Here is a 19,979-nt window from a genome sequence, read left to right as displayed (position 1 = left end):
CTGACGGCACATAAGCATTCCGAAGCGCAACCCGCTCTCGGCGCGCGGCAGATCGTAAACAGGTTCTCAGAGATGGTAGAAATCCAGCACCGCGTTCACGGTATCGTTCAACAGCAGCACATGCTGACGCCGGATCCGCCACCCGTCGCCGTGCCGCTCCAGCGTGTACGCGGCGCGGCCGTAGAAATAACCAGTCTCGCCAAAGCGGGTGTAGAACGTGGCCCAGTTGACGCGGGCTTCCACCAAACCGTCGGCGCCGCGTTCAACGCGTATATTGGTCAGCTGGTGCAAAGTGCGGGGCATCGGGTTGCAGGCGGCGGATTTGCCGGTGCGTATGCGGAACACCCTGTCCTCCAGGCCGGCGCGGCTGGCGTAGTAGATCAGCGACATCTCGCGCTTGGGGTCGGTGGTGTAAACGTGTTCGGAGTCCCATTGCGGCACGTGGTATTCGCAGTCCGGCGCGTAATCGGCCAGGTAGGCGTCCCAGTCCTGGCTGTCGCACCGCTCGGCGTGACGGTAGAGAAACTGTTCCACTTGGTAATGAAGTTCGATGTTCATCGCTAGGCTCCCTCGGCGGCGGCGCGCCGCGCCAGCCCTTGCAGCAGGAACTGCCGCCAGGCGCTGTGCTGGTTGACGTACAGGCCTTCATGGGTGATTTCCGTCCCGGTCAGGCAGGGGGCGATGCCCAGGGTTTCGCTATTGGGCGTGGCGCCGGTTTGCCAGCGCGGGTGGCCGCGCGAGATGTCGCTCCAGCGCTCCAGCCGCGCCTGGAAGCCGCGTTGCGCTTCGCGGAACTCGGTCAGATCATCCGGCGTGCCCATGCCGGACACATTGAAGAAGTCCTCGAACTGACGGATGCGGTTCTCGCGGTCGGCGGCGGATTCGCCCTTGACGCCCAGACACTGGCTTTGCACCAGAGTCTTGTTCCAGGCCAGCGGGCGGATGATGCGCAGCTGGGAGCTGATCTGGTCCATGAAGAACAAGCTGGGATAGATATTGAGGTTGCGCAGCCGGTGCATCATCCATTCCGCCTTGGCCTGACCGTGCTCGGCCACCAGGCGCGGCATGATGCCGGCGTAGCCGGGCCGCACCGCCGGGTTGGGCATGTCGCTGAATAGCACGCTGTGGCCGTTGGGGAAGGAGAACCAGCCGTCGTCGGTGGCGGCGTCGCCGGCGCCCAGCTTGCTGTAGTCCAGCGTGGCGGCCTGCGCCTCGCCTTGCTGGCGGCAGACCTCCTGGCGGTGCTGCACAGTGGCCACGTAGTTGTAGTGCACGGTGCTGACGTGATAACCATCCAGGCCGTTTTCGTTTTGCAGCTTCCAGTTGCCATCGTAGGTATAACTGGATTTGCCGGGCAGCACTTCCAGCTCGCCGTTGGGAGACTGCGCCACCATCATGTCGAAAAAGACCTTGGCGTCCCCCAGATAATCTTCCAGCGAGTCCGCGCCGTCCGGGTCCAGGCTGACGAAGACGAAGCCCTTGTAGCTGGCGACCCGCGCCTGTTTGAGCGACCGGGCGGCCTTGTCGAAGTCCGCCGGATATTCGCCCGGGGCCTTGACCTTGAGCAGACGGCCGTCGTTCTTGTAGCACCAGGCGTGGAACGGGCAGGTGAAAGTGGATTGATTGCCCTTGCACTGACGCACCAGGGTGGCGCCACGGTGCTGGCAGGCGTTGATCAGCGCGTGCAGCCCGCCGTTGCCGTCTCGGCTGACGATCAGCGGCTGACGGCCGGCCTGCACGGTGATGAAATCGTTGGGTGCGGCGATTTCGCTTTCATGACAGGCGTAAATCCAGACTTTCTCGAAGATCAGCTCCATCTCCAGATCGAACAGCTGCGCGTCGGTGAACATGTCGCGGGCGATGCGGTAGACGCCGTCGTCCGGGCGAAAGTCCAGGCAGCCGCTGACGAAGCTGCGCCATTGCTCCGTGGTGCGGAAGGTTGTGCTCATCGTAATCTCCTTTCTGCATTCCCGCGGCCTCGCCGCATCGGACGGGGCCGCGGTTTCAATCAGCCCATCAGCCCTGGGCGCGGGCGCGGCTCACCTCGGTGGAGGGCGCCGGCGCCGCTTCGCGGTGCAGGGTGAAGTTGAACTCGATGCGAGCGAAAGGCTTGCCGACGCCGCTCTGACGCAGTTCCTCCGCCGCGCTGACGCGCTGGATCTCCGGCACCAGCCCTTCGCGCGAGCCGAAGGCGAAGTCATCCCACAGATACGGATCGTCCTGGATGTTGATCTGGGTGGTCAGTTTGCGAAAGCCCGGCGCGGAAACGAAGAAATGCACGTGAGCCGGGCGGTGGCCGTGGCGGCCCAGCTGCCGCAGCAGGCGGTCGGTGGGGCCGTCCGGCGGCACGCTGTAGCCACAGGGCATGATGCTGCGGAAGCGGTAGCGGCCCTGATCGTCTGTGCGGATGCTGCGGCGCAGATTGAAAGCGCTCTGAGTCTGGTCGAAGTAGGAGTAATTGCCCAGACTGTTGGCGTGCCACACTTCCACCAGAGCGTGCGGCACCGGCTGGCCGGCGCTGTCTCGCACCTGGCCGCGCATGAACAAGGGCTCGCCGTCGTCCTTGCCGTCGTCCAGCCGCGCCTCGCATTCGCACAAGGGCGCGCCGGCCACGTAGAGCGGGCCTTCAATGGTGCGCGGCGTGCCGCCGAGCAGGCCGGCCTTGCGCTCGGCCTCGTCGGCGCGCAGGTCCAGGAAGTGTTCCAGCCCGAGCCCAGGCACGATCAGCCCCAGCTCGCCGCTGCGGCCGGCGTCGGCCAGCAGTCCCACCGCGCTCCAGAATTCCGACGGCTGGATGTCGAAATCCTCGATCGCGTAGCACAGCTCGCGCATCAGTCGGTTGACGATGGCGCGGGTGCGCGGGTTGGCCTTGTCGGTGGCCGGTTGGTCAAAGCGTTGCAGCAGGGCGTCGATTTCGGCGCGTTCCATGGTGTTTCTCCTTTGTTGACGGGCGGGGCGGGGGTCTTGTGTTTTGGTGCCGCCGCGATGGACCGGTAAAGCGGGCGCCTAGCGGTCGTCGGCGTGGATGCTGGACGGGTGCCGGTTCAAGGGCCGCACCTCGATGCGCATGAAGGGGAACAGCGGCAAGCTGGACAGCAGCTGATGCAGCTCCTCTGCGTCGGCGACATCGAATACGCTGATGTTGGCGTACTGGCCGCTAAGCCGCCACAGGTGCCGCCACTGGCCGCTGCGCTGCAGCGCCTGGGCGCGTTCGCGCTCGTCCAGCTTCAAGGCCGCCGCCCGCTCCGGGTCCAGGTCGTGCGGCAGGCTGACTTGCATTTCCACATGAAACAGCATGGTGGTCTCCTTGTGATGTCGGGTTTCAGACCGCGTGCACGCGCGGCGCGGTCCGGTCGCGGCGCAGGGCCGCCAGCTTGTCCAGGTCCGGCCTCACGCCCAGGCCGGGGCCGGATGGCAGGCGCAGCTCGAAATCGCGGTAGCAGAGCGGCTCGGTCAGTAATTCCTCGGTCAGCAGCAGCGGGCCGAACAGCTCGCTGCCCCAGTCCAGCTGTTCGAAAGTGGCGAACAACTGAGCCGAGGCGATGGTGCCGATGCCGCCTTCCAGCATGGTGCCGCCGTAGAGGCCCAGGCCGTTGACAGCGGCGATCTCGGCCACCTGGCGCGCGGCGAACAGGCCGCCGGACTGCGCAATCTTCACCGCGAACACATCGGCGGCGTCCTGGCGCGCCAGCTGGTTGGCGTCGGCCGGGCCGTGCAGGGATTCGTCGGCCATGATGGGCACCGCGAAGCGGCGCGCCAGCCGGGCCAGCGCCGCCGGGTGTTCACGCGGCACCGGCTGTTCGATCAGCTCCACGCCGCCGTCTTGCAGCGGGGCGATGGCGCGCTCTGCCTGCATCTCGCTCCAGGCCTGGTTGACATCGACGCGGACGCTGGCGCGGCCGTCCAGCGCGCGGCGGATGGCCAGCACGTGGGCGACGTCTTCCTCCGGCGCGCGCAGGCCTATCTTCAGCTTGAACACGCGATGGCGGCGCTGTTCCAGCATGGCCTCGGCCTCGGCGATGTCGCGGCCGGTGTCGCCGCTGGCCAGCGTCCAGGCCACCGGCAGGCTGTCGCGCACCCGGCCGCCCAGCAAGTCGCTCAGCGGCACGCCCAGCCGCCGCGCCTGGATGTCCAGCAGCGCGGTTTCCAGAGCGCACTTGGCGAAACGGTTGCCGCGGGCGCCGCGGCGCAGCTTGAGCAGCAGGCGGCCGACGCCGCGGGCATCCTCGCCCAGCAGCAGCGGCGCCAGGTGGCGGTCGATATTGGTCTTGACGCTTTCCGGGCTTTCCTCGCCATACTGCAGCCCGCCTATGGTGGTGGCCTCGCCCCAGCCTTCCTGCCCGTCGCGGCAGCGGATGCGCACCAGGGCCAGCGTCTGGCTGCGCATGGTGGCCACCGACAGCTGGTGAGGGCGGATGGTGGGCAGATCGACCAGAATGGCCTCCACCGTGTCTATCGCGGTATCAGGTCTCAAGATTGCGCTCCCGTGGTTTCGGATATCATGCAAGCCTGTGGAACCATGGGTCCAACACCGTTTTCGTCTGCTTCCATACCTGTGAGGTATTGAATGGAATTGCGCCATCTGCGCTACTTCGTCGCCGTCGCTGAGGAGCTCAACTTCACCCGCGCGGCGGAACGGCTGCATATCGCTCAGCCGCCGCTGAGCCGGCAGATCCAGCAACTGGAGGAGGAACTGGGCCTGTTGCTGCTGGACCGCGGCGCGCGGCCCTTGCAACTGACCGAGGCCGGCCGCTTCTTCTACGCCCAGGCGCGCAATCTGCTGGCCCAGGCCCAGGGCATGCGCGCCATGACGCGCAAGATCGCGCTGGCGCGCCGTCAGCTGGTGATAGGTTATGTCGGCTCCACGCTGTACCGGCCGCTGCCGGAAGTGATACGCCGCTTTCGCGCCATCCACGCCGACACCGAGCTGTCCTTGCTGGAAATGACTTCGATGGAGCAAGTGGAGGCGCTGAAGGCCGGCCGCATCGACGTAGGCTTCGGCCGGCTGCTGTTCGACGACCCGGCGGTGGAGCGCGAGGTGCTGGCCGAGGAGGCCTTGTGGCTGGCGCTGCCGCTGGAACACCCGCTGGCGCGGCGCGAGGGTCCGCTGCGCTTGCGCGACGCGGCGGAGGAAACGGTGCTGATCTATCCGCGTCAGCCGCGGCCCAGCTATGCCGACCAGGTGCTGGCCGCCTTCCGCCAGCGCGCGCTGGAGCCGGCTTACGCGCTGGAGGTGCGCGAGCTGCAAGCCGCGCTGGGCCTGGTGGCCGCCGGCATGGGGGTATGCGTGGTGCCGGCCAGCGTGTTGCGCTTGCGCCGCGACGACGTGGTCTACCGGCCGTTGACGGACGAGGGCCTTGTGTCGCCGCTGATCATGAGCGCGCGGCGCGGAGACTGCTCCGAGGAACTGGCCCTGATCCGGCGGCTGTTGCGCGAGCTGTTGCCGCGCGAGGAGACGCTGGAGGAGTAGGGCGTTGGCGCGGGTTCATGTCTTATTGCGGAACTCGCTTGGAGATAAGCCAAGCTGGCGCTTGAAGCAGCGACAGAAATAAGCGGGATCGTTGAAGCCGAGATCATAGGCCACGCGGCTGATCGGCCAGGCGCTGTAAGCCAGCATGCGGCGCGCCTCCAGCATCAGGCGCTCCTGCGTCAAGGCGAAGGCTGTTTTCCGGCTCAGCTTGAGGCTGGCGCGGTTGAGCTTGCTGGCCGTCACGCACAAGGCGTCCGCATAGCGCGGGATGTCCCAATGTTCACGATAGCGTTCTTCCAGCAAGGCGTGGAAACGGGCCAGCAAATCGCGCTCGGCCGGGTACCCGCCGCCGCCGGCGTCCTGCTCGTCGACCAGGCGCGCCAGCATCAGCAGAATGGCCTTGAGCAAGCAGTCCACCATCAAGTCCTGGCCGCGTTGCGGCCAGTGCAATTCGGCCAGCAATTGGCCAAACAAGGATTCGATGCGTTCCCTGGCCGGCCAGTCCCGTCGCAGATCCACCAGCCTGGGCGCTTGCAGCAGAGGCCGCAGCAAGGCGCCGGCTTGATCCGGATCGTGGATCAGCGCGCTTTCGGCCACGGTCAAGACAAAGCCCTGCGCCTCTTCCAGAAAACTGAAGCCATGCACCGTCGCCGGCGGCAGGCAAATGGCCGCCGGTCCGCTCAGCGGATATTCCCGGTCGTCGATGCGCGCCTTGACTTCGCCGTCCAGCAGGCAAAGCAACTGGAACAGGCCGCGATGACAATGGTCGACGATTTCCCAGTCGAAGCGGCGGCTGCGCGAGCTGAGCAGCTCGAGATGCAGAAACGCCGCGTCTGTGACGCTGCTCTCTTCGCCATACAGGGTGAATTCCGGCGCGCGGTCCATGCGGCTCTCCCGAATCAAGACTGAGCAAATAGTACAAGTCTTTGTCAGCTTGCTCCATTTAGCACGTTCCCGGTAGCGGCTAGGATTTCCCTGGCAAATCAATGTATTCGGCTGCACGGTTTTCCGCCGTCATTGCTGCGGCGCAATATGCGGTGGCTTGGCATTGCCGCAATCGTGCAAGCCTTGTCACGCTCTTCATGGAGGCTTGCCATGCGTACATCCGTGGGTATCATCGGCGCCGGCCCTGCCGGCCTGCTGCTGGCGCAGTTGCTGCAGCGGCACGGCATCGATTCCGTGGTGCTGGAGGCGCGGGGGCGCGCCGAGATCGAATCGACGGTGCGCGCCGGCGTGCTGGAGCCGGGGACGGTGGAATTGCTGGCGGAGGCCGGCGCGGACGCGCGGCTGCGTCGCCTGGGGCAGGAGCACCGCGGCATAGCGCTGGCCTTCGACGGCGGCCGCCACCGCATCGACTTGTACGCGCTGACCGGGCGCGCCATCACCGTCTACGCCCAGCACGAGTTGCTGAAGGATTTGATCGCCGCGCGGCTGGAGGCCGGTGGCGGGCTGTTGTTCGACTGCCCGGTCACGGCGCTGGAGGCTTTCGACGGCAGCGGCCCGGCCCGGATACGCTACCGCGACGCCGGCGGCGAGCGGGCGCTGGAGTGCGACTTCATCGTCGGCTGCGATGGTTTTCACGGCATCGCGCGCCAGGCGCTGGGCGAGCGCGAACCGCCTTGGCATCGGCAATACCCGTTTGCCTGGTTCGGCATTCTGGCGGCGACGCCGCCCTCGGCTCCGGAACTGATCTATGCCTGCCATGAACGCGGTTTCGCCCTGGTCAGCACCCGTTCGCCCACGCTGCAGCGGCTCTACTTCCAGTGCGCGCCGGACGACAGCGTGGACGCCTGGCCGGACGACAGGATCTGGGACGAATTGCAGGCCAGGGTGCCGGCCGCCGATGGCGTGGGCCTGGAGCGGGGGGATATCCTGCACAAGAACATCGTCGCGATGCGCAGTTTCGTCGCGCGCAGCTTGCAGCGCGGCCGGCTGTTTCTGGCTGGCGACGCCGCCCACATCGTGCCGCCCACCGGCGCCAAAGGACTCAACCTGGCCGCGGCCGACGTGCGTTTATTGGCTTTGGCCCTGGTAGAACATTTCCGGAACGGCAGCGAAGCGGCGCTGCTCGATTACAGCCGGCGCGCCTTGCGCCGCATCTGGCGCGCCGAGCATTTTTCCTGGCGGCTGACCGGCTTGCTGCACGCTTTTCCCGATGCCGGCCCGTTTGAACGCGAGATGCAGCGCGCCGAGCTCGACTACCTGGTGTCCTCGCGCGCGGCGGCCACCAGCCTGGCCGAGAACTATGTCGGCATGCCCAGGGACTGGGACTGAGCCGTCAACAAGCAAGAGCCTGTTCAAAGGAGAGGTCATGAGCAAACCGCCGCTGGATGTGCAGACCATCATCGACGAGCGTTTCAGCCCTTGTCAGCGCCTGTTGTTGGCGCTTTGCTTCCTGGTGGTGGCGGTGGATGGCTTCGATACCGCCGCCGTCGGCTATATCGCGCCGGCCCTGGTGCAGGAGTGGGGCGTGCCGCGCGCCGCGCTGGGGCCGGTGCTGAGCGCGGCCCTGTTCGGCCTGGCGCTTGGCGCATTGAGCGCCGGGCCGCTGGCGGACCGCTACGGCCGCAAATCCGTGCTGCTGGCCTCGGTGCTGTTCTTCGGCGCCGGCAGCCTGGCCAGCGCCTTCGCCGCCACCTTGGAGCAGTTGACCCTCTTGCGCTTGCTGACCGGTCTGGGTTTGGGCGCAGCGATGCCCAATGCGGTGACGCTGATGTCGGAATTCGCGCCGGCCCGCTACCGGGCGGTGCTGGTGAACGCGATGTTCTGCGGCTTTCCGCTGGGCGCGTCGGCGGGCGGGGTGCTCGCCTCCTGGCTGATTCCGCATTACGGCTGGCGCAGCGTGCTCTTGCTCGGCGGCCTCGCGCCGCTGGGGCTGGCCGTGCCGCTGTGGCGCTATTTGCCGGAGTCCGTGCGCCACATGGCCGCCCACGGCGCGCCGGCGGCGCGTATCCGCGGCGTGCTGGAGCGCATCGCCGGGCGCGATCTGTCCGCCGAGCCCGGCTTTGTCGCCGCCGAGCCGGCGCTGGGCGGGCGCTCGGCGGTGGGCGTCGTCCTGGCGCCGGCCTACCGGCTGGGCTCGCTGATGCTGTGGCTGGCTTACTTCATGGGGCTGCTGATTTTTTATCTGCTGACCAGCTGGCTGCCCATCCTGATCAAGGACGCCGGCTTCACCATCAGCCAGGCCGCGCTGATGACGGCCCTGTTTCCGCTGGGCGGCGGCATCGGCACCCTGGCCGCGGGTTATCTGATGGACCGCTTCAACCCCAACCGGGTGGTGGCGCTGGGTTATGCCTTGACCGCGGCGCTGATCTTCGCCGTGGGGCAGGGCACGGCGACGATGCTCAGCCTGGGCGGCTTGATCTTTCTGGCCGGCACGGCGATGAACGGCGCTCAATCGTCGATGCCGGCCTTGGCCGCCGGCTTCTACCCCACCCATGGCCGCGCCACCGGCGTGGCCTGGATGCTGGGCATCGGGCGCTTTGGCGGCATCGCCGGCGCCTTGCTGGGCGGCGAGCTGCTGCGCCGGCAGCTGGAGCTGGACACCATCTTCGCGCTGCTGGCGATTCCGGCGGCGCTGGCCACCGCTGCCTTGCTGTGCAAGCAGCGCTTTGCCGCCGTGGCGGCGCCCTTCGACGCAGCCCGGCCCGCAACGTCGTCGCTGCCAACCTCAAACGAACAGGAGCAAGCCCATGTGGATACCCGCTCAGAGCGCGGATGAACTTTACCCGCGGGATCATCGCGATCATCCGCCGGCATTGACGCCGGACTACAAGAGCAGCGTGTTGCGCGCGCCGCGCCATGCGCTGATCGCCTTGCAGCATTCGCTGTCGGAAATCACCGGACCGGTCTTCCATGGCGAAGAGCTGGGCGCGCTGGATCACGATCTGACGCGCAATTACGCGCGCCAGGGCTCGCCGATAGGCGAGCGCATCATCGTGCACGGTTTTGTTCGCGACCAGAACGGCCGTCCGGCGCCCAATACCCTGGTGGAAATATGGCAGGCCAACGCCGGCGGCCGCTACCGGCATCGCAAAGACCAGTACCTGGCGCCCATAGATCCCCATTTCGGCGGTTGCGGCCGCGCGCTGACCGACGAAAACGGCTATTACTTCTTCCGCAGCATCAAGCCCGGTCCCTATCCATGGCGCAACCGCGCCAACGATTGGCGGCCGGCCCACATCCATTTTTCCCTGTCCGGCGCCGCCTATGCGCAGCGCTTGATCACTCAGATGTATTTCGAGGGCGATCCCTTGATCGCCAGTTGCCCCATTGTCGGGACCATAGGCGACGAGGAGCAGGTGCGGGGGTTGATCGCGCAACTGGATCGCAGGGCGACAGTGCCTTTCGACAGCCTGGCCTATCGTTTCGACATCGTGTTGCGCGGCCGGCGCGCCACCTTGTTCGAAAACCGCGTTCAAGCCACGCAGGAGGATTTATGAATCCGCTTCCGATTCCGCAAGCCGTGCTGCGCGAAACCGCCTCCCAAACCGCCGGGCCCTATGTTCATATCGGCCTGGCGCCGCAACAGGCGGGTTTCGATATTTTCCAGTGTCGCTTGGGCTCCAGCCTGCTGGCGGACGGTCTGGAGGGCCAAGCCATCGTCCTGCATGGACAAGTGCTGGACGGCGCCGGCGCGCCGGTGCGCGACGCGCTGCTGGAAATCTGGCAGGCGGACGCCCACGGCCGCTATGCGGGAGCGGAGGCTGGAGGCTTCCGCGGCTGGGCACGCGCCTGCACCGATTTCGACAGCGGGGGCTACCGCTTCGACACGATCAAGCCGGGTCGGGTGATGGGTCGGGACGGCCGCTGGATGGCGCCGCACATCAATGTCTGGCTGGTGGCGCGCGGCATCAATCTCGGCCTCCATACCCGGATTTACTTCGCCGACGAGGCCGAGGCCAATGCCGCGGACCCGGTGTTGAACCTGATCGACGGGGAAGCAAGGCGGCAAACCTTGCTGGCGTTGCCGGACAGCTCCAGCGACGGACTCGCCTACCGTTTCGATATCCACCTGCAAGGGGAGCGGGAAACAGTGTTCTTCGAGTTGTAAGGGCCGCGCAATCAGCTGTCCAAGGCCGCTTCGAGGACACGCGTTTTCAAGCGGCTCCGCCCGGCCCAGGCGATCAAGGCCATCAGCACGCCGGCGACCAGCGTCACGCCGAAACCGGCGCGCACGCCGGCGTGGTCCACCACCCAGCCGGTCACCGCCGCGCCCAAGGCCACGCCGCTGGCCAGACCGGTGATCAGCCAGGTCAGGCCCTCGGTCAACTGAGCCGGCGCCACCATCTCCTCCACCAAGCCCATCGCCACGATCATGGTGGGCGCGAAGAACACCCCGGCCAGCAGCATGCCCGCGCCCAGCAGCCACAGATTGGAAACCAGCAGCAAGGGCAGGGTGGCCAGCGCGGTGGCGGCGGCGGCCCAGACGAAGAGCCGCGGCAGCGGCATGCTGAGCTTGCGCGCGCCGAACAGCAGGCCGGCCAGGCAGGAGCCGATCGCGTACACCGACAAGACGATGCTGGCCGCCGCCGGCTGCCCTTGCTGCTGGGCGAAGGCGACGCTGATCACGTCCACCGCGCCGGCGATGGCGCCCAGCGCCAGCAGGGCCAGGATCAACACCCGCATGCCGGCCAAGGACGCGACCGAGCCGCGACGTTCCCGTGCGCTGGGGTGCACCGGCGGTTCGGTGCCGGTTTGCGCGCAGAAGGCGGCGACGCCGCCGGCCAGCAGCACGGCGGCCAGCAAGGGCCCGGCCTGCGGAAACGCCGTCACGCTCAGGCCAACGGCAATGGGCGGGCCGACGATGAAGCACACCTCATCCAATACCGATTCCAGCGAAAACGCGGTGTGCAGTTGCGGCGAGCCGCGATAGATTTCGGTCCAGCGCGCGCGCGCCATCGCCGACATGCTGGGCATGCAGCCGGCGAGGGCGGCGGAAACGAACAAGGTCCACACCGACCATTGCGCCCAGCTGCAAAACAACAGCGCCAGCATCGCCGTCACGCTGAGCGCGGTGGCGGCCGGCAATACCCGACGCTGGCCGTAGCGGTCCACCAGTCTGGAGATCTGCGGCGCCAGCAACGCCATCGAAAAGGTGAAGGTGGCGGCGACGGCGCCGGCCAGCCAATAGGAGCCGGAGGTTTGCGACAACATGGTGATGATGCCGATGCCGGTCATGGAGATTGGCATCCGCGCTACCCAGGCGGCGGCGGAGAAAGCCAAGCTGCCGGGATGGGAGAACAGGCTAAGGTAGGGGTTGGCCATCGGGTTTCCTTGTGACGGACGATGTGAATACAGCCCGTCCGCTGTTTTAATATACGCGACGTATGTTAAACTAATCGACATACATTCCGTATGTCAAATGCGGGGTAACGACCCAGGCGGCAACAGGAGAACGCGATGGCAGGCAAAACGCGCAGCGAAACCATGGAGGAAACCCGGAACCGGCTGCTGCAGTCTGCGCGCCGCAGCTTTGGCGTCGATGGTTACGCCGCGACGGTGATGGACGAGTTGACCGCCGCCGCTGGCGTGACTCGTGGCGCGCTCTACCACCACTTTGGCGACAAGAAGGGCTTGCTGTTGGCGGTGGCCCAGGCGCTGGACGCCGAGATCGAGGCCGGCCTGGCGCGGGCGGAGCGCGAGGCGGCGGACCCGTGGCAGGGTTTCAAGCGCCGTTGCCGCGCTTACCTGCAAGCGGTCACGCAGCCGGAGGCGCAACGCATTTTGCTGCGCGATGCGCCGGCGGCGCTGGGCGCCGAATACGTGCAGGCCGGCCAGCGGCAGTGCGTCGGCGCCATCGCCGAGAGCTTGCGCGCGCTGATGGACGCCGGCCTGATCCGCCCCGCCGATCCTCAGGCGCTGGCGCGTTTGATCAACGGCGCGCTGGTGGAGGGCGCTTGCTGGGCGTCCGGCGCCGAGCAGCCGGCGGCGGCGCTGGCTCAGACGCTGGACGCGCTGGAGATCTTGCTGGAAGGGTTGCGGCTAAGCGCCTGAGCCGTCGCCGCCGTCGCAGGACGAGGCGGCCAAGGCTTCTTCCGCCAGCTGGAAGGCGGTGTTCGCCGCCGGCACGCCGCCATATATCGCCACCTGCAGCAGGGTTTCCTTCAGTTCGTCCCGGCTGACGCCGTTGTTGCGCGCCGCGCGCAAATGCAGCTTCAGCTCCGCCTCTCTGCCCAGCACCGCCAGCATGGCGATGGTGATCAGGCTGCGCTGCCGGCGCGATAGGCCAGGGCGATCCCAGATCTCGCCCCAGGCGTAGCGGGTGATCAGGTCCAGGAAATCGCCGTTGAAGTCGTTGCGTCCGGCCTGACTGCGGTCCACGTGGGCGTCGCCAAGCACTTCCCGGCGTATGCCTTCGCCCTGGCGCAGTCGTTCTTGTTCATTCATCCGTTCGCTCCCGATAACGACGCAAGACCCGCGCCACCATGGCATCGGCCGCGCCCAGGTTTTGAGAAGGCTCCAATAGCGTGCTCAATTCGTCGTGGCTCAGCAAGGCCGACAATTCGGGGTGGCCGCGCAGCGCGTCGGCCAGGCCTTCCCCGCGTAGGCGCGCCTGTTGGCAGCACTCCGCCACCAACTGATGCGCGCGCGCGCGGCCCAGCCGCTCTCCCAAGGCCATGGTCACCGCTTCCGCCATGATCAGGCCGCCGCTGGCGGCAAGATTGCGGCGCATGGCGTCGGGCCGGACTTCCAGCCCGCGCAACAGCTCCACCGCCTGGCGCAAGGCCCCGGCGCACAAGCACAGCAGCTCAGGCAGCGTTTCCCACTCCGCATGCCAGCCGCCCAGGCCGCGCTCCTGCTCCTGAACCTGGGCCGTCAGCAGGGTGGCGGCCAATCCCGGCGCCCGCGCGGCGGCGGCCAGCATCACCGCCGAGGCCACCGGATTGCGCTTGTGCGGCATGCTGGACGAGCTGCCGCGGCCAGCTTGTTCCGGCTCGCACAACTCGGCGATTTCGGTTTGCATCGACAAGGACACATCGCGGCCCAGCTTGCCCAGGGTGCCGCACAAGAGCGCGCACCAGCAGGCCAATTCGGCCAGGCGGTCGCGCTGGCTGTGCCAGGGCAGGTCCGGCGCGGCGAGATCCAGCCGCCGCGCCATCTGCTCCGCCACTGCCAGACCATGCGGCTGCAGCGCGGCCAGGGTGCCGACCGCGCCGCCCAATTGCAGCGTCAGCAGGCGCGGGCGCAGCTGCCGCAAACGCTCGCGCTGGCGCAGCAACGCGTCCAGCAGGCCGGCGAGCTTCAAGCTCAAGGTGGTGGGCGGCGCCTGTTGCAGCCAGGTGCGCCCGGCCATGATCTCGTTGCGGTGTCGCGCGCAGCGTTCCGCGCAGAGTTCGATCAAGACGTCGAGATCGGCGCCGACGTCCTCGAGCGCCCGCCGCAGTTGCAGCACCAGCGCCGTGTCCAGCACATCCTGGCTGGTGGCGCCCCAGTGCACGAAGCCGGCGGCGCCGGCATCGTCGGCGGCGACCAGCGCCGTCAGCTGGCGGACCAGGGGAATTGCCAGATTGCCGGCCAGCGCGGCGTCGGCCGCCAGCCGGACCGGGTCTATCAGCGCGGCGCGGCAATGCGCGGCAATGGCCTCCGCCGCGGCCGGTGGAATCACGCCGACGTCGGCCTCGGCCCGCGCCAGCGCGGCCTCGACGTCCAGCATCGCCTGGATGGCGGCGGCAGGGGTGAAAGCCTGACTTCCGGCGCCGGGGCGGAACAAGGGATTGAGCAGTTCCATTGGCATCCTTGCTTCAGCGCGCGTCGAGAAAAGCCAGCACGGCCTGTTCGAAGGCGAGCGGGGCTTCCAGATTGGACAGATGGGAGGCCGGCAGCAGCGCCAGCCGGGCCTGCGGAATGGTCGCGGCCATGGCTTCCGCTTCCGCCGCGGTGGTGACCGGATCGAGCTGGCCGGCAATCAATAAAGTCGGCGCGGCGATGCGCGGCAAGTCGGCGCGCAGGTCGGCGTCGGCCAGCGCCTCGCAACAGGCGGCGTAGCCGCCCGGCGAGGTGGCCGCCAGCCAGGCGCGCGCCTGCTCGACGATGTCCGGCGCCTGGACGCAAAAATCGGCGCTGAACCAGCGTTGATGCGCGCTAGCGGCCAGCGCGGCCAGGCCCTCGGCGCGCACCTGGGCGGCGCGCTGCCGCCAGGCTTCGCTTGCGCCTATCTTGGCCGCGCTATTGCTGACGATCAGACACTGCAGGCGCTCCGGCGCGTGAACGCCCAGCCACAGGCCGGTGAGGCCGCCCATCGAGATGCCGCAAAAGTGCGCGCGCTCGATATCCAGCGCATCCAGCAAGGACATCGCGTCGCCGGCGAGATCCGCCAGCCGGCACGCGGCGCTGGCCGTGCTGGCGCCGTGGCCGCGGGTGTCGTAACGCAGCACGCGGTAATGCCGGCTCAGGGCCGCCAGTTGCGGCCGCCACATGTCCAGCGTGGTGCCCAGGGAGTTGGACAGCAAGAGTGTCGGCGCGCCAGTCGGCCCGTCCAGTTGATAGTGCAGCGAATGGCTGGCCAGTTTCAATATGGGCATGGGGGCTCCTCTCTATGCCAGGGACTTCAAAACCGTGGGCGTGGCGTCCAGCCGCGCCATCGCGAACAAGGCCAGTGCGCCGGCCAGCACCGGTGCCGCGGCCCAGGCGAAGAAGCCGGGCGCGGACCCGGCGGCGGCCAGCAGCAGGGCGCCGGTCATCGAACCGATGATGGAGCCGGCCCGGCCGGCGGCCAGCGCCCAGCTTACTCCGGTGGCGCGCGCCTGGGTGGGGTAGAGGGTGGCGGCGAGTATGCTCAGATTGTTCAGCGCGCCGGTCAGGCTGAAGCCCACCAGGAACACGGTGGCGAACAGCCAGCCGCCGTCGCCCAGCGCCGCGCCCACGGCGGACAGCGCCAGCGCCGCCAGCAGGCATAGCCAGGGCAGCACCCGGCGCGCGCCCATCCGGTCCATCAGCATGGCCATGACCACGCCGCCCACCGCGCCGCCCAGCGGCACCATGGCGCTGATGCGCGCCGCCTGCGCCGTGCTGTAGCCATGGTCCCGCAGAATGGTGGGCATCCAGTTGGTGAGCAGGTAGAACACGAACAGACAGCAGAAAAAGGTCAGCCACAACAGCAAGGTGCGGGCACGGGCGCCGGCGACGAACAGCAAGGCGGCCGGCGAACGACTGGCCTGAGCGGCGCCTTCACGACAGAAGGCCTGTTGCTGCCAGCGCGGGTCCGGATTGATGCGGGCAACGATGCGCCGCAGCGCGTCTATCTGCTCCGGCCTGCCGGCGAGATAGCACACCGACTCCGGCAGTAGCCAAACCATGAAGGGCAGCAGGAGCAAGGGCGCCAGGCCGCCGGCCACCAGCACGCCTCGCCAGCCCCACAGCGGGATGATCTGGCTGGCGACGCCGCCGCCCAGCGCCAGTCCAGCGGTGAAGCCTGCATAGCTGAGGGTGACCAGCAGCATGCGGTGGCGCGCCGGCGAGTATTCCGAACTCAGGGTGATGCAATTGGGCAGCACGCCGCCCAGGCCGATGCCGGTGGCGAAGCGTAGCAGCGCCAGTGTCTCGATGGACTCCGCCTGGGCCGAGGCCAGCGTGCCCAGACCGAAGATCAGCGTGCACAGCAGCAGCACCCGCTTGCGGCCCAGCCGGTCCGCCACCGGACCGAAAGCGAAATTGCCTATCAGCATGCCGAACAAGCCTGCGCCGAAAGCCGGGGCCAGCTGGCCGCGTGAGATGCCCCATTGGCCGATCAGCTCCGGCGCGATGTAGCCGATGGCGGCGGTGTCGAAGCCATCCAGCAGCACGATGAGAAAACACAGTGTCAACACCATGACTTGATAGCGGGACAGCGGGCTGTCGTCGATGAACTCGCTGATGTCCATGGGCTTGTCCTTCATGGGAGGCTCCTATGAGAGTGGGCGCGCGGTCGGCTCTCGCCGTGTAGCGCCTAGCCGACGTGCGGTGGACGGCGAACAGGTTTTCAGACGCGCTCGATGATCAGCGCGATGCCTTGACCGACGCCTATGCACATGCTGCACAGCGCATAACGGCCGCCGTTGCGTTGCAATTGGTACAGAGCGGTGGCGGCCAGGCGCGCGCCGCTGGCGCCCAGAGGGTGACCAAGGGCGATGGCGCCGCCGTTGGGGTTGACGTGCTCGGCGTCGTCCGGCAAGCCCAGGTCTCGCAATACAGCCAGCGCCTGGGCGGCGAAGGCCTCGTTAAGTTCGATTACGTCCATTTGATCGAGGCGCAGCCCGGCCAGAGCCAGGACTTTGCGGATGGCAGGGGCCGGGCCGAAGCCCATGATGCGAGGCTCCACGCCGGCGCAGGCCATGGCCAGCACGCGCGCGCGCGGCGTCAGCCCATGGCGTTTCAGCGCGTTTTCTCCGGCCAGCAGCAGCGCCGCCGCGCCGTCGTTGATGCCGGAGGCGTTGCCGGCGGTGACGCTGCCGTCGGTCCGCACCACGCCCTTGAGCCGGGCCAGCGCTTCCAGCGAGGTGGCGCGCGGGTGTTCGTCGCGCGTGAAACTCAGCGGCTCGCCCTTGGCGCGCGGAATCAGCACTTCCATCAATTCATCGTCCAGCCGGCCGGCTTCCTGCGCGGCGGCGGCTCGCAGCTGGCTGCGCAGCGCGAAGGCGTCCTGATCCGCGCGCGAGATGTGGAACTGCTCGGCCACGTTTTCCGCGGTTTCCGGCATTGAGTCCACGCCGTAGCGCTCGCGCAGCAAGGGGTTGACGAAACGCCAGCCCATGGTGCTGTCCTCTATGCGCAGATTACGGGCGAAAGCGCTGTCCGCCTTGCCCATCACATAGGGCGCGCGACTCATGCTCTCCACGCCGCCGGCGATCAGCAACTCGGCCTCGCCGCTCTTGATCGCGCGCGCGGCCTGGCCGATGGCGTCCAGGCTGGAACCGCAGAGGCGGTTGACCGTGCTGGCAGGGGTGGACGCCGGCAGGCCGGCCAGCAGCGCGGCCATGCGAGCCACGTTGCGGTTGTCTTCGCCGGCCTGGTTGGCGCAACCATAGAGCACATCGTCCAACAAGGCCCAGTCCGCGCCCGGATTGCGTTGTTGCAAGGCGGCCAAGGGCAGGGCGGCCAGATCGTCGGCGCGCAAGGCGGACAGCGCGCCGCCGTAGCGGCCGAAGGGCGTGCGGATGGCGTCGCAGATATAAGCTTGTCTCATCGGATGTCTCCTTGGCGGGCATCGGTCAGTCGAACCGGAGTCAGGCGCTGCAATTCATCGAAATCCAGGCCAGGCACGCATTCGCGCACCAGCAACTCTCCGTCGCGGAGGTCTATCACCGCCAAGTCGGTGTACACGCGATGCACGCAAGCCACGCAGGTCAGAGGGTAACTGCAGGCTTCCACCAGTTTGCATTCGCCCTGTTTGCTCAGATGCTCCATCATCACGAACACTTGCTTCGCGCCTATGGCCAGGTCCATCGCGCCGCCCACCGCCGGGATGGCGTCCGGCGCGCCGGTGTGCCAATTGGCCAGGTCCCCGCGCCTCGACACCTGAAAGGCGCCCAAGACGCAGATGTCGAGATGACCGCCGCGCATCATGGCGAAGGAATCGCCATGGTGGAAAAAGCAGCCGCCTGGCAATAGCGTGACCGGCTCCTTGCCGGCGTTGATCAGGTCCGGGTCCTCCTGACCTGGAGCCGGCGCCGGACCCATGCCCAGCAGGCCGTTTTCACTGTGCAGGAAGATGTCCAGCTCCGGCGGCAGATAGTCGGCCACCCGGGTGGGTAGGCCAATGCCCAGGTTGACGTACGCGCCCTCCGGGATGTCGCGCGCCACCCGCGCCGCCATCTGCTCGCGATTCAGTCGTTTATTCATGCCGGCCTCCTTGCGTTAACTGGCCGCCGACGCAAACCAGCTTGTGAACGAAGATGCCCGGCGTCACCACGGTTTCCGGGTCCATTTCGCCTAGCGGCAGCAGCTGTCCCACCTGGACGATGGTCTGGCGCGCGGCGGTGGCCATGATGGGGCCGAAGTTGCGCGCCGCCTTGCGGTATTGCAGATTGCCCCAGCGGTCCCCTCGGCAGGCCTTGATCAGCGCGAAGTCGGCGTAGATGGGGAGCTCCAGCACATAGTCGCGGCCATTGATCCGGCGGGTTTCCTTGCCTTCCGCCAGCAGAGTGCCGTAGCCGGTGGGCGAGAAGATGGCGCCCAGCCCGGCGCCGGCGGCCTGGATGCGCGCCGCCAGATTGCCCTGCGGCACCAATTCCAGTTCGATGTCGCCGGCGCGGTAGAGCGCGTCGAACACTTGGGAGTCCGCCTGGCGCGGAAACGAGCAGATGATCTTGCGAACTCGGCGTGCCCGCAGCAAGGCGGCCAGACCGGTTTCGCCGTTGCCGGCGTTGTTGTTGACGATGGTGAGATTGCGCGCGCCATGGTCTATCAGCGCGTCTATCAATTCCGCCGGCTGGCCGGCGACGCCGAAGCCGCCGATCATTACCGTGGCGTCGTCGTGGATGTCGGCAATGGCGGCGGCGGGCGAGCTTACCGTTTTATCTATCATCGACTGTCCTTTGCGGGCTGCGTGCAGCCATAAAAGAGTTTGTGCGATTATCGAACCAAATAACTTTAATCGCGCATTCAGCATGCTTGCCGGCCAGCCGCGGGGTCAATACGATGATCGCAATAGTGTGCGGTAATCGCTCAAGATGAAAAAAAGGAGGCAAGATGCAACAGCGGCAAGACCCCATTTCCGAAGAAGGCGTGGAAGAGACCTTTAGCGGCGACCCCAACTACATGGCCTCGCTGGCGCGCGGCTTGGCGGTGATTCAGGCGTTCTCCGCACAGCGTCGCCTGCTGTCCACCTCGCAAATCAGCCAGCGCACCGGCATTCCGCGCGCGGCGGTGCGACGCTGCTTGTACACCTTGAACAAGCTGGGTTTCGTGGACAGCGAGGATGGCCGCCATTTCGCCCTGCGGCCGCGCATCCTGGCGCTGGGGCACGCCTATCTGGGCTCAACTCCGTTGGCGCGCGCCGGCCAGCCTGTGCTGCGCCACGTCAGCAGCAGCGTTAACGAATCCAGCTCTATCGCCATCCTGGACGGCGACGACATCCTCTATATCGCGCGTGCCTTTACCAGCCGAATCATGACGGTGGACCTGGATATAGGCAGCCGTTTGCCCGCGACGTGCACATCAATGGGCCGAGCGATGCTGAGCCGGCTGCCCGCCGCGGAACTCGCTCAACTCTTGGACCGGGCGAGGCTGGTCCAGCACACGCCGCATACCATCGTAGGGCGGCCGGAGTTGGAGGCGGAACTGGCGAGGGTGGCGGAGCAGGGCTACGCCTTGATTGATCAGGAACTGGAAATCGGTCTGCGTTCCATTGCCGTGCCTATCATCGGGGGCGATGGCCGCGCCGCGGCGGCGATCAATGTCGGCGTGCAGGCCGCGCGCGTCAGCCGCGAGGATTTGTTGCTGCGCATTTTGCCGGTGCTGCGCGAGGCGGCGGCGGAACTGGCCTTGCTGCTTGCTTGAGCAAAGCGTTGTAAATGAAGCGGATAGGACA

General features: G+C 67.3%; 21 protein-coding genes. 7 read left to right on the top strand and 14 right to left on the bottom strand.

Features of this window, described 5'->3' with window-relative positions:
• Positions 1–66 precede the first annotated feature (66 nt).
• From antB to MOV80_RS14850, 5 genes are all read right to left on the bottom strand, one after another.
• On the bottom strand, positions 67–558 hold the full coding sequence (antB, locus tag MOV80_RS14870; RefSeq protein ID WP_043634791.1) for an anthranilate 1,2-dioxygenase small subunit: 492 nt from the start codon (positions 556–558) through the stop codon (positions 67–69).
• A 2-nt stretch (positions 559–560) separates the two neighbouring features.
• Positions 561–1,949: an anthranilate 1,2-dioxygenase large subunit gene (antA, locus tag MOV80_RS14865; RefSeq protein WP_043634788.1), complete on the bottom strand. Its 1,389-nt coding sequence runs from the start codon at positions 1,947–1,949 to the stop codon at positions 561–563.
• A gap of 67 nt (positions 1,950–2,016) precedes the next feature.
• Positions 2,017–2,928 carry a catechol 1,2-dioxygenase gene (gene catA / locus MOV80_RS14860; RefSeq protein ID WP_019100977.1) on the bottom strand — a complete coding sequence of 304 codons (912 nt, stop codon included), beginning with the start codon at positions 2,926–2,928 and terminating at the stop codon, positions 2,017–2,019.
• A gap of 78 nt (positions 2,929–3,006) precedes the next feature.
• Positions 3,007–3,297 (bottom strand): muconolactone Delta-isomerase, encoded by a 291-nt coding sequence (catC, locus tag MOV80_RS14855; protein ID WP_019100978.1) that lies wholly within the window; start codon positions 3,295–3,297, stop codon positions 3,007–3,009.
• A gap of 25 nt (positions 3,298–3,322) precedes the next feature.
• Positions 3,323–4,474 (bottom strand): muconate/chloromuconate family cycloisomerase, encoded by a 1,152-nt coding sequence (locus MOV80_RS14850; protein WP_238537335.1) that lies wholly within the window; start codon positions 4,472–4,474, stop codon positions 3,323–3,325.
• Between the two features lie 93 nt (positions 4,475–4,567).
• Between MOV80_RS14850 and MOV80_RS14845 the strand changes: the two genes are divergently transcribed.
• Positions 4,568–5,470: a LysR family transcriptional regulator gene (locus MOV80_RS14845; protein ID WP_019100980.1), complete on the top strand. Its 903-nt coding sequence runs from the start codon at positions 4,568–4,570 to the stop codon at positions 5,468–5,470.
• A gap of 15 nt (positions 5,471–5,485) precedes the next feature.
• Here the strand turns inward: MOV80_RS14845 and MOV80_RS14840 are convergent, their stop codons facing one another.
• Positions 5,486–6,355 carry a helix-turn-helix domain-containing protein gene (locus MOV80_RS14840; protein WP_043593243.1) on the bottom strand — a complete coding sequence of 290 codons (870 nt, stop codon included), beginning with the start codon at positions 6,353–6,355 and terminating at the stop codon, positions 5,486–5,488.
• 210 nt (positions 6,356–6,565) lie between these two features.
• Here MOV80_RS14840 and MOV80_RS14835 point away from each other — a divergent pair, with 210 nt between their 5' ends.
• Genes MOV80_RS14835 through pcaG form a run of 4 tightly spaced genes read left to right on the top strand, consistent with a single transcriptional unit; the run spans position 6,566 to position 10,523 of the window.
• Complete coding sequence (locus MOV80_RS14835; RefSeq protein ID WP_249605258.1) at positions 6,566–7,744, top strand: 4-hydroxybenzoate 3-monooxygenase; 1,179 nt, start codon at positions 6,566–6,568, stop codon at positions 7,742–7,744.
• Positions 7,745–7,781: 37 nt separating this feature from the next.
• Positions 7,782–9,191: an MFS transporter gene (locus MOV80_RS14830; protein ID WP_249605257.1), complete on the top strand. Its 1,410-nt coding sequence runs from the start codon at positions 7,782–7,784 to the stop codon at positions 9,189–9,191.
• The gene (pcaH, locus tag MOV80_RS14825) at positions 9,163–9,912 is read left to right on the top strand and encodes a protocatechuate 3,4-dioxygenase subunit beta (RefSeq protein WP_043593234.1); all 750 of its coding nucleotides are present in this window, start codon (positions 9,163–9,165) and stop codon (positions 9,910–9,912) included. The genes MOV80_RS14830 and pcaH overlap by 29 nt, the downstream gene beginning before the upstream one ends.
• On the top strand, positions 9,909–10,523 hold the full coding sequence (gene pcaG, locus MOV80_RS14820; protein WP_043593228.1) for a protocatechuate 3,4-dioxygenase subunit alpha: 615 nt from the start codon (positions 9,909–9,911) through the stop codon (positions 10,521–10,523). The genes pcaH and pcaG overlap by 4 nt, the downstream gene beginning before the upstream one ends.
• 11 nt (positions 10,524–10,534) lie before the next feature.
• Here pcaG and MOV80_RS14815 read toward each other — a convergent pair whose 3' ends face one another.
• Positions 10,535–11,737: an MFS transporter gene (locus tag MOV80_RS14815; RefSeq protein WP_249605256.1), complete on the bottom strand. Its 1,203-nt coding sequence runs from the start codon at positions 11,735–11,737 to the stop codon at positions 10,535–10,537.
• A 135-nt stretch (positions 11,738–11,872) separates the two neighbouring features.
• Between MOV80_RS14815 and MOV80_RS14810 the strand changes: the two genes are divergently transcribed.
• The gene (locus tag MOV80_RS14810; RefSeq protein WP_249605255.1) at positions 11,873–12,466 is read left to right on the top strand and encodes a TetR/AcrR family transcriptional regulator; all 594 of its coding nucleotides are present in this window, start codon (positions 11,873–11,875) and stop codon (positions 12,464–12,466) included.
• Here the strand turns inward: MOV80_RS14810 and pcaC are convergent.
• The 7 genes from pcaC to MOV80_RS14775 form a co-directional block, all read right to left on the bottom strand.
• The gene (gene pcaC, locus MOV80_RS14805; protein ID WP_019100988.1) at positions 12,455–12,859 is read right to left on the bottom strand and encodes a 4-carboxymuconolactone decarboxylase; all 405 of its coding nucleotides are present in this window, start codon (positions 12,857–12,859) and stop codon (positions 12,455–12,457) included. The genes MOV80_RS14810 and pcaC overlap by 12 nt on opposite strands.
• Complete coding sequence (gene pcaB / locus MOV80_RS14800) at positions 12,852–14,201, bottom strand: 3-carboxy-cis,cis-muconate cycloisomerase (RefSeq protein ID WP_019100989.1); 1,350 nt, start codon at positions 14,199–14,201, stop codon at positions 12,852–12,854. The genes pcaC and pcaB overlap by 8 nt, the downstream gene beginning before the upstream one ends.
• Positions 14,202–14,214: 13 nt before the next feature.
• The gene (pcaD, locus tag MOV80_RS14795) at positions 14,215–14,994 is read right to left on the bottom strand and encodes a 3-oxoadipate enol-lactonase (RefSeq protein WP_052052198.1); all 780 of its coding nucleotides are present in this window, start codon (positions 14,992–14,994) and stop codon (positions 14,215–14,217) included.
• Positions 14,995–15,006: 12 nt separating this feature from the next.
• The gene (locus MOV80_RS14790; RefSeq protein ID WP_019100991.1) at positions 15,007–16,347 is read right to left on the bottom strand and encodes an MFS transporter; all 1,341 of its coding nucleotides are present in this window, start codon (positions 16,345–16,347) and stop codon (positions 15,007–15,009) included.
• A gap of 83 nt (positions 16,348–16,430) precedes the next feature.
• Positions 16,431–17,633 (bottom strand): 3-oxoadipyl-CoA thiolase, encoded by a 1,203-nt coding sequence (pcaF, locus tag MOV80_RS14785; protein ID WP_019100992.1) that lies wholly within the window; start codon positions 17,631–17,633, stop codon positions 16,431–16,433.
• Positions 17,630–18,289, bottom strand: a complete 660-nt coding sequence (locus MOV80_RS14780) for a 3-oxoacid CoA-transferase subunit B (RefSeq protein WP_249605254.1) — start codon at positions 18,287–18,289, stop codon at positions 17,630–17,632. Before MOV80_RS14780 ends, pcaF begins: the two co-directional genes overlap by 4 nt.
• Entirely contained in the window at positions 18,282–18,974 is a 693-nt protein-coding gene (locus MOV80_RS14775; protein ID WP_081574589.1) for a 3-oxoacid CoA-transferase subunit A, read from the bottom strand. Before MOV80_RS14775 ends, MOV80_RS14780 begins: the two co-directional genes overlap by 8 nt.
• A gap of 164 nt (positions 18,975–19,138) precedes the next feature.
• On the opposite strand from MOV80_RS14775, the gene MOV80_RS14770 reads away from it, so the two are divergent.
• Positions 19,139–19,948 carry an IclR family transcriptional regulator C-terminal domain-containing protein gene (locus tag MOV80_RS14770; protein WP_019100995.1) on the top strand — a complete coding sequence of 270 codons (810 nt, stop codon included), beginning with the start codon at positions 19,139–19,141 and terminating at the stop codon, positions 19,946–19,948.
• Positions 19,949–19,979: the final 31 nt, after the last annotated feature.

The organism is Chromobacterium sp. IRSSSOUMB001 (assembly GCF_023507765.1).
In the GTDB taxonomy this organism is placed as follows: Bacteria; Pseudomonadota; Gammaproteobacteria; order Burkholderiales; family Chromobacteriaceae; genus Chromobacterium; species Chromobacterium haemolyticum.
This window is presented reverse-complemented; position numbering and strand designations above follow the sequence as displayed.

Coding starts and splice junctions, on each gene's coding strand:
- pcaD (WP_052052198.1), bottom strand. CDS start 14,994: ATGCCCATATTGAAACTGGCCAGCCATTCGCTGCACTATCAACTGGAC.
- MOV80_RS14790 (WP_019100991.1), bottom strand. CDS start 16,347: ATGAAGGACAAGCCCATGGACATCAGCGAGTTCATCGACGACAGCCCG.
- pcaH (WP_043593234.1), top strand. CDS start 9,163: ATGTGGATACCCGCTCAGAGCGCGGATGAACTTTACCCGCGGGATCAT.
- antA (WP_043634788.1), bottom strand. CDS start 1,949: ATGAGCACAACCTTCCGCACCACGGAGCAATGGCGCAGCTTCGTCAGC.
- pcaF (WP_019100992.1), bottom strand. CDS start 17,633: ATGAGACAAGCTTATATCTGCGACGCCATCCGCACGCCCTTCGGCCGC.
- MOV80_RS14780 (WP_249605254.1), bottom strand. CDS start 18,289: ATGAATAAACGACTGAATCGCGAGCAGATGGCGGCGCGGGTGGCGCGC.
- MOV80_RS14770 (WP_019100995.1), top strand. CDS start 19,139: ATGCAACAGCGGCAAGACCCCATTTCCGAAGAAGGCGTGGAAGAGACC.
- pcaG (WP_043593228.1), top strand. CDS start 9,909: ATGAATCCGCTTCCGATTCCGCAAGCCGTGCTGCGCGAAACCGCCTCC.
- antB (WP_043634791.1), bottom strand. CDS start 558: ATGAACATCGAACTTCATTACCAAGTGGAACAGTTTCTCTACCGTCAC.
- MOV80_RS14835 (WP_249605258.1), top strand. CDS start 6,566: ATGCGTACATCCGTGGGTATCATCGGCGCCGGCCCTGCCGGCCTGCTG.
- pcaB (WP_019100989.1), bottom strand. CDS start 14,201: ATGGAACTGCTCAATCCCTTGTTCCGCCCCGGCGCCGGAAGTCAGGCT.
- MOV80_RS14810 (WP_249605255.1), top strand. CDS start 11,873: ATGGCAGGCAAAACGCGCAGCGAAACCATGGAGGAAACCCGGAACCGG.
- MOV80_RS14815 (WP_249605256.1), bottom strand. CDS start 11,737: ATGGCCAACCCCTACCTTAGCCTGTTCTCCCATCCCGGCAGCTTGGCT.
- pcaC (WP_019100988.1), bottom strand. CDS start 12,859: ATGAATGAACAAGAACGACTGCGCCAGGGCGAAGGCATACGCCGGGAA.
- catC (WP_019100978.1), bottom strand. CDS start 3,297: ATGCTGTTTCATGTGGAAATGCAAGTCAGCCTGCCGCACGACCTGGAC.
- catA (WP_019100977.1), bottom strand. CDS start 2,928: ATGGAACGCGCCGAAATCGACGCCCTGCTGCAACGCTTTGACCAACCG.
- MOV80_RS14775 (WP_081574589.1), bottom strand. CDS start 18,974: ATGATAGATAAAACGGTAAGCTCGCCCGCCGCCGCCATTGCCGACATC.
- MOV80_RS14840 (WP_043593243.1), bottom strand. CDS start 6,355: ATGGACCGCGCGCCGGAATTCACCCTGTATGGCGAAGAGAGCAGCGTC.
- MOV80_RS14830 (WP_249605257.1), top strand. CDS start 7,782: ATGAGCAAACCGCCGCTGGATGTGCAGACCATCATCGACGAGCGTTTC.
- MOV80_RS14845 (WP_019100980.1), top strand. CDS start 4,568: ATGGAATTGCGCCATCTGCGCTACTTCGTCGCCGTCGCTGAGGAGCTC.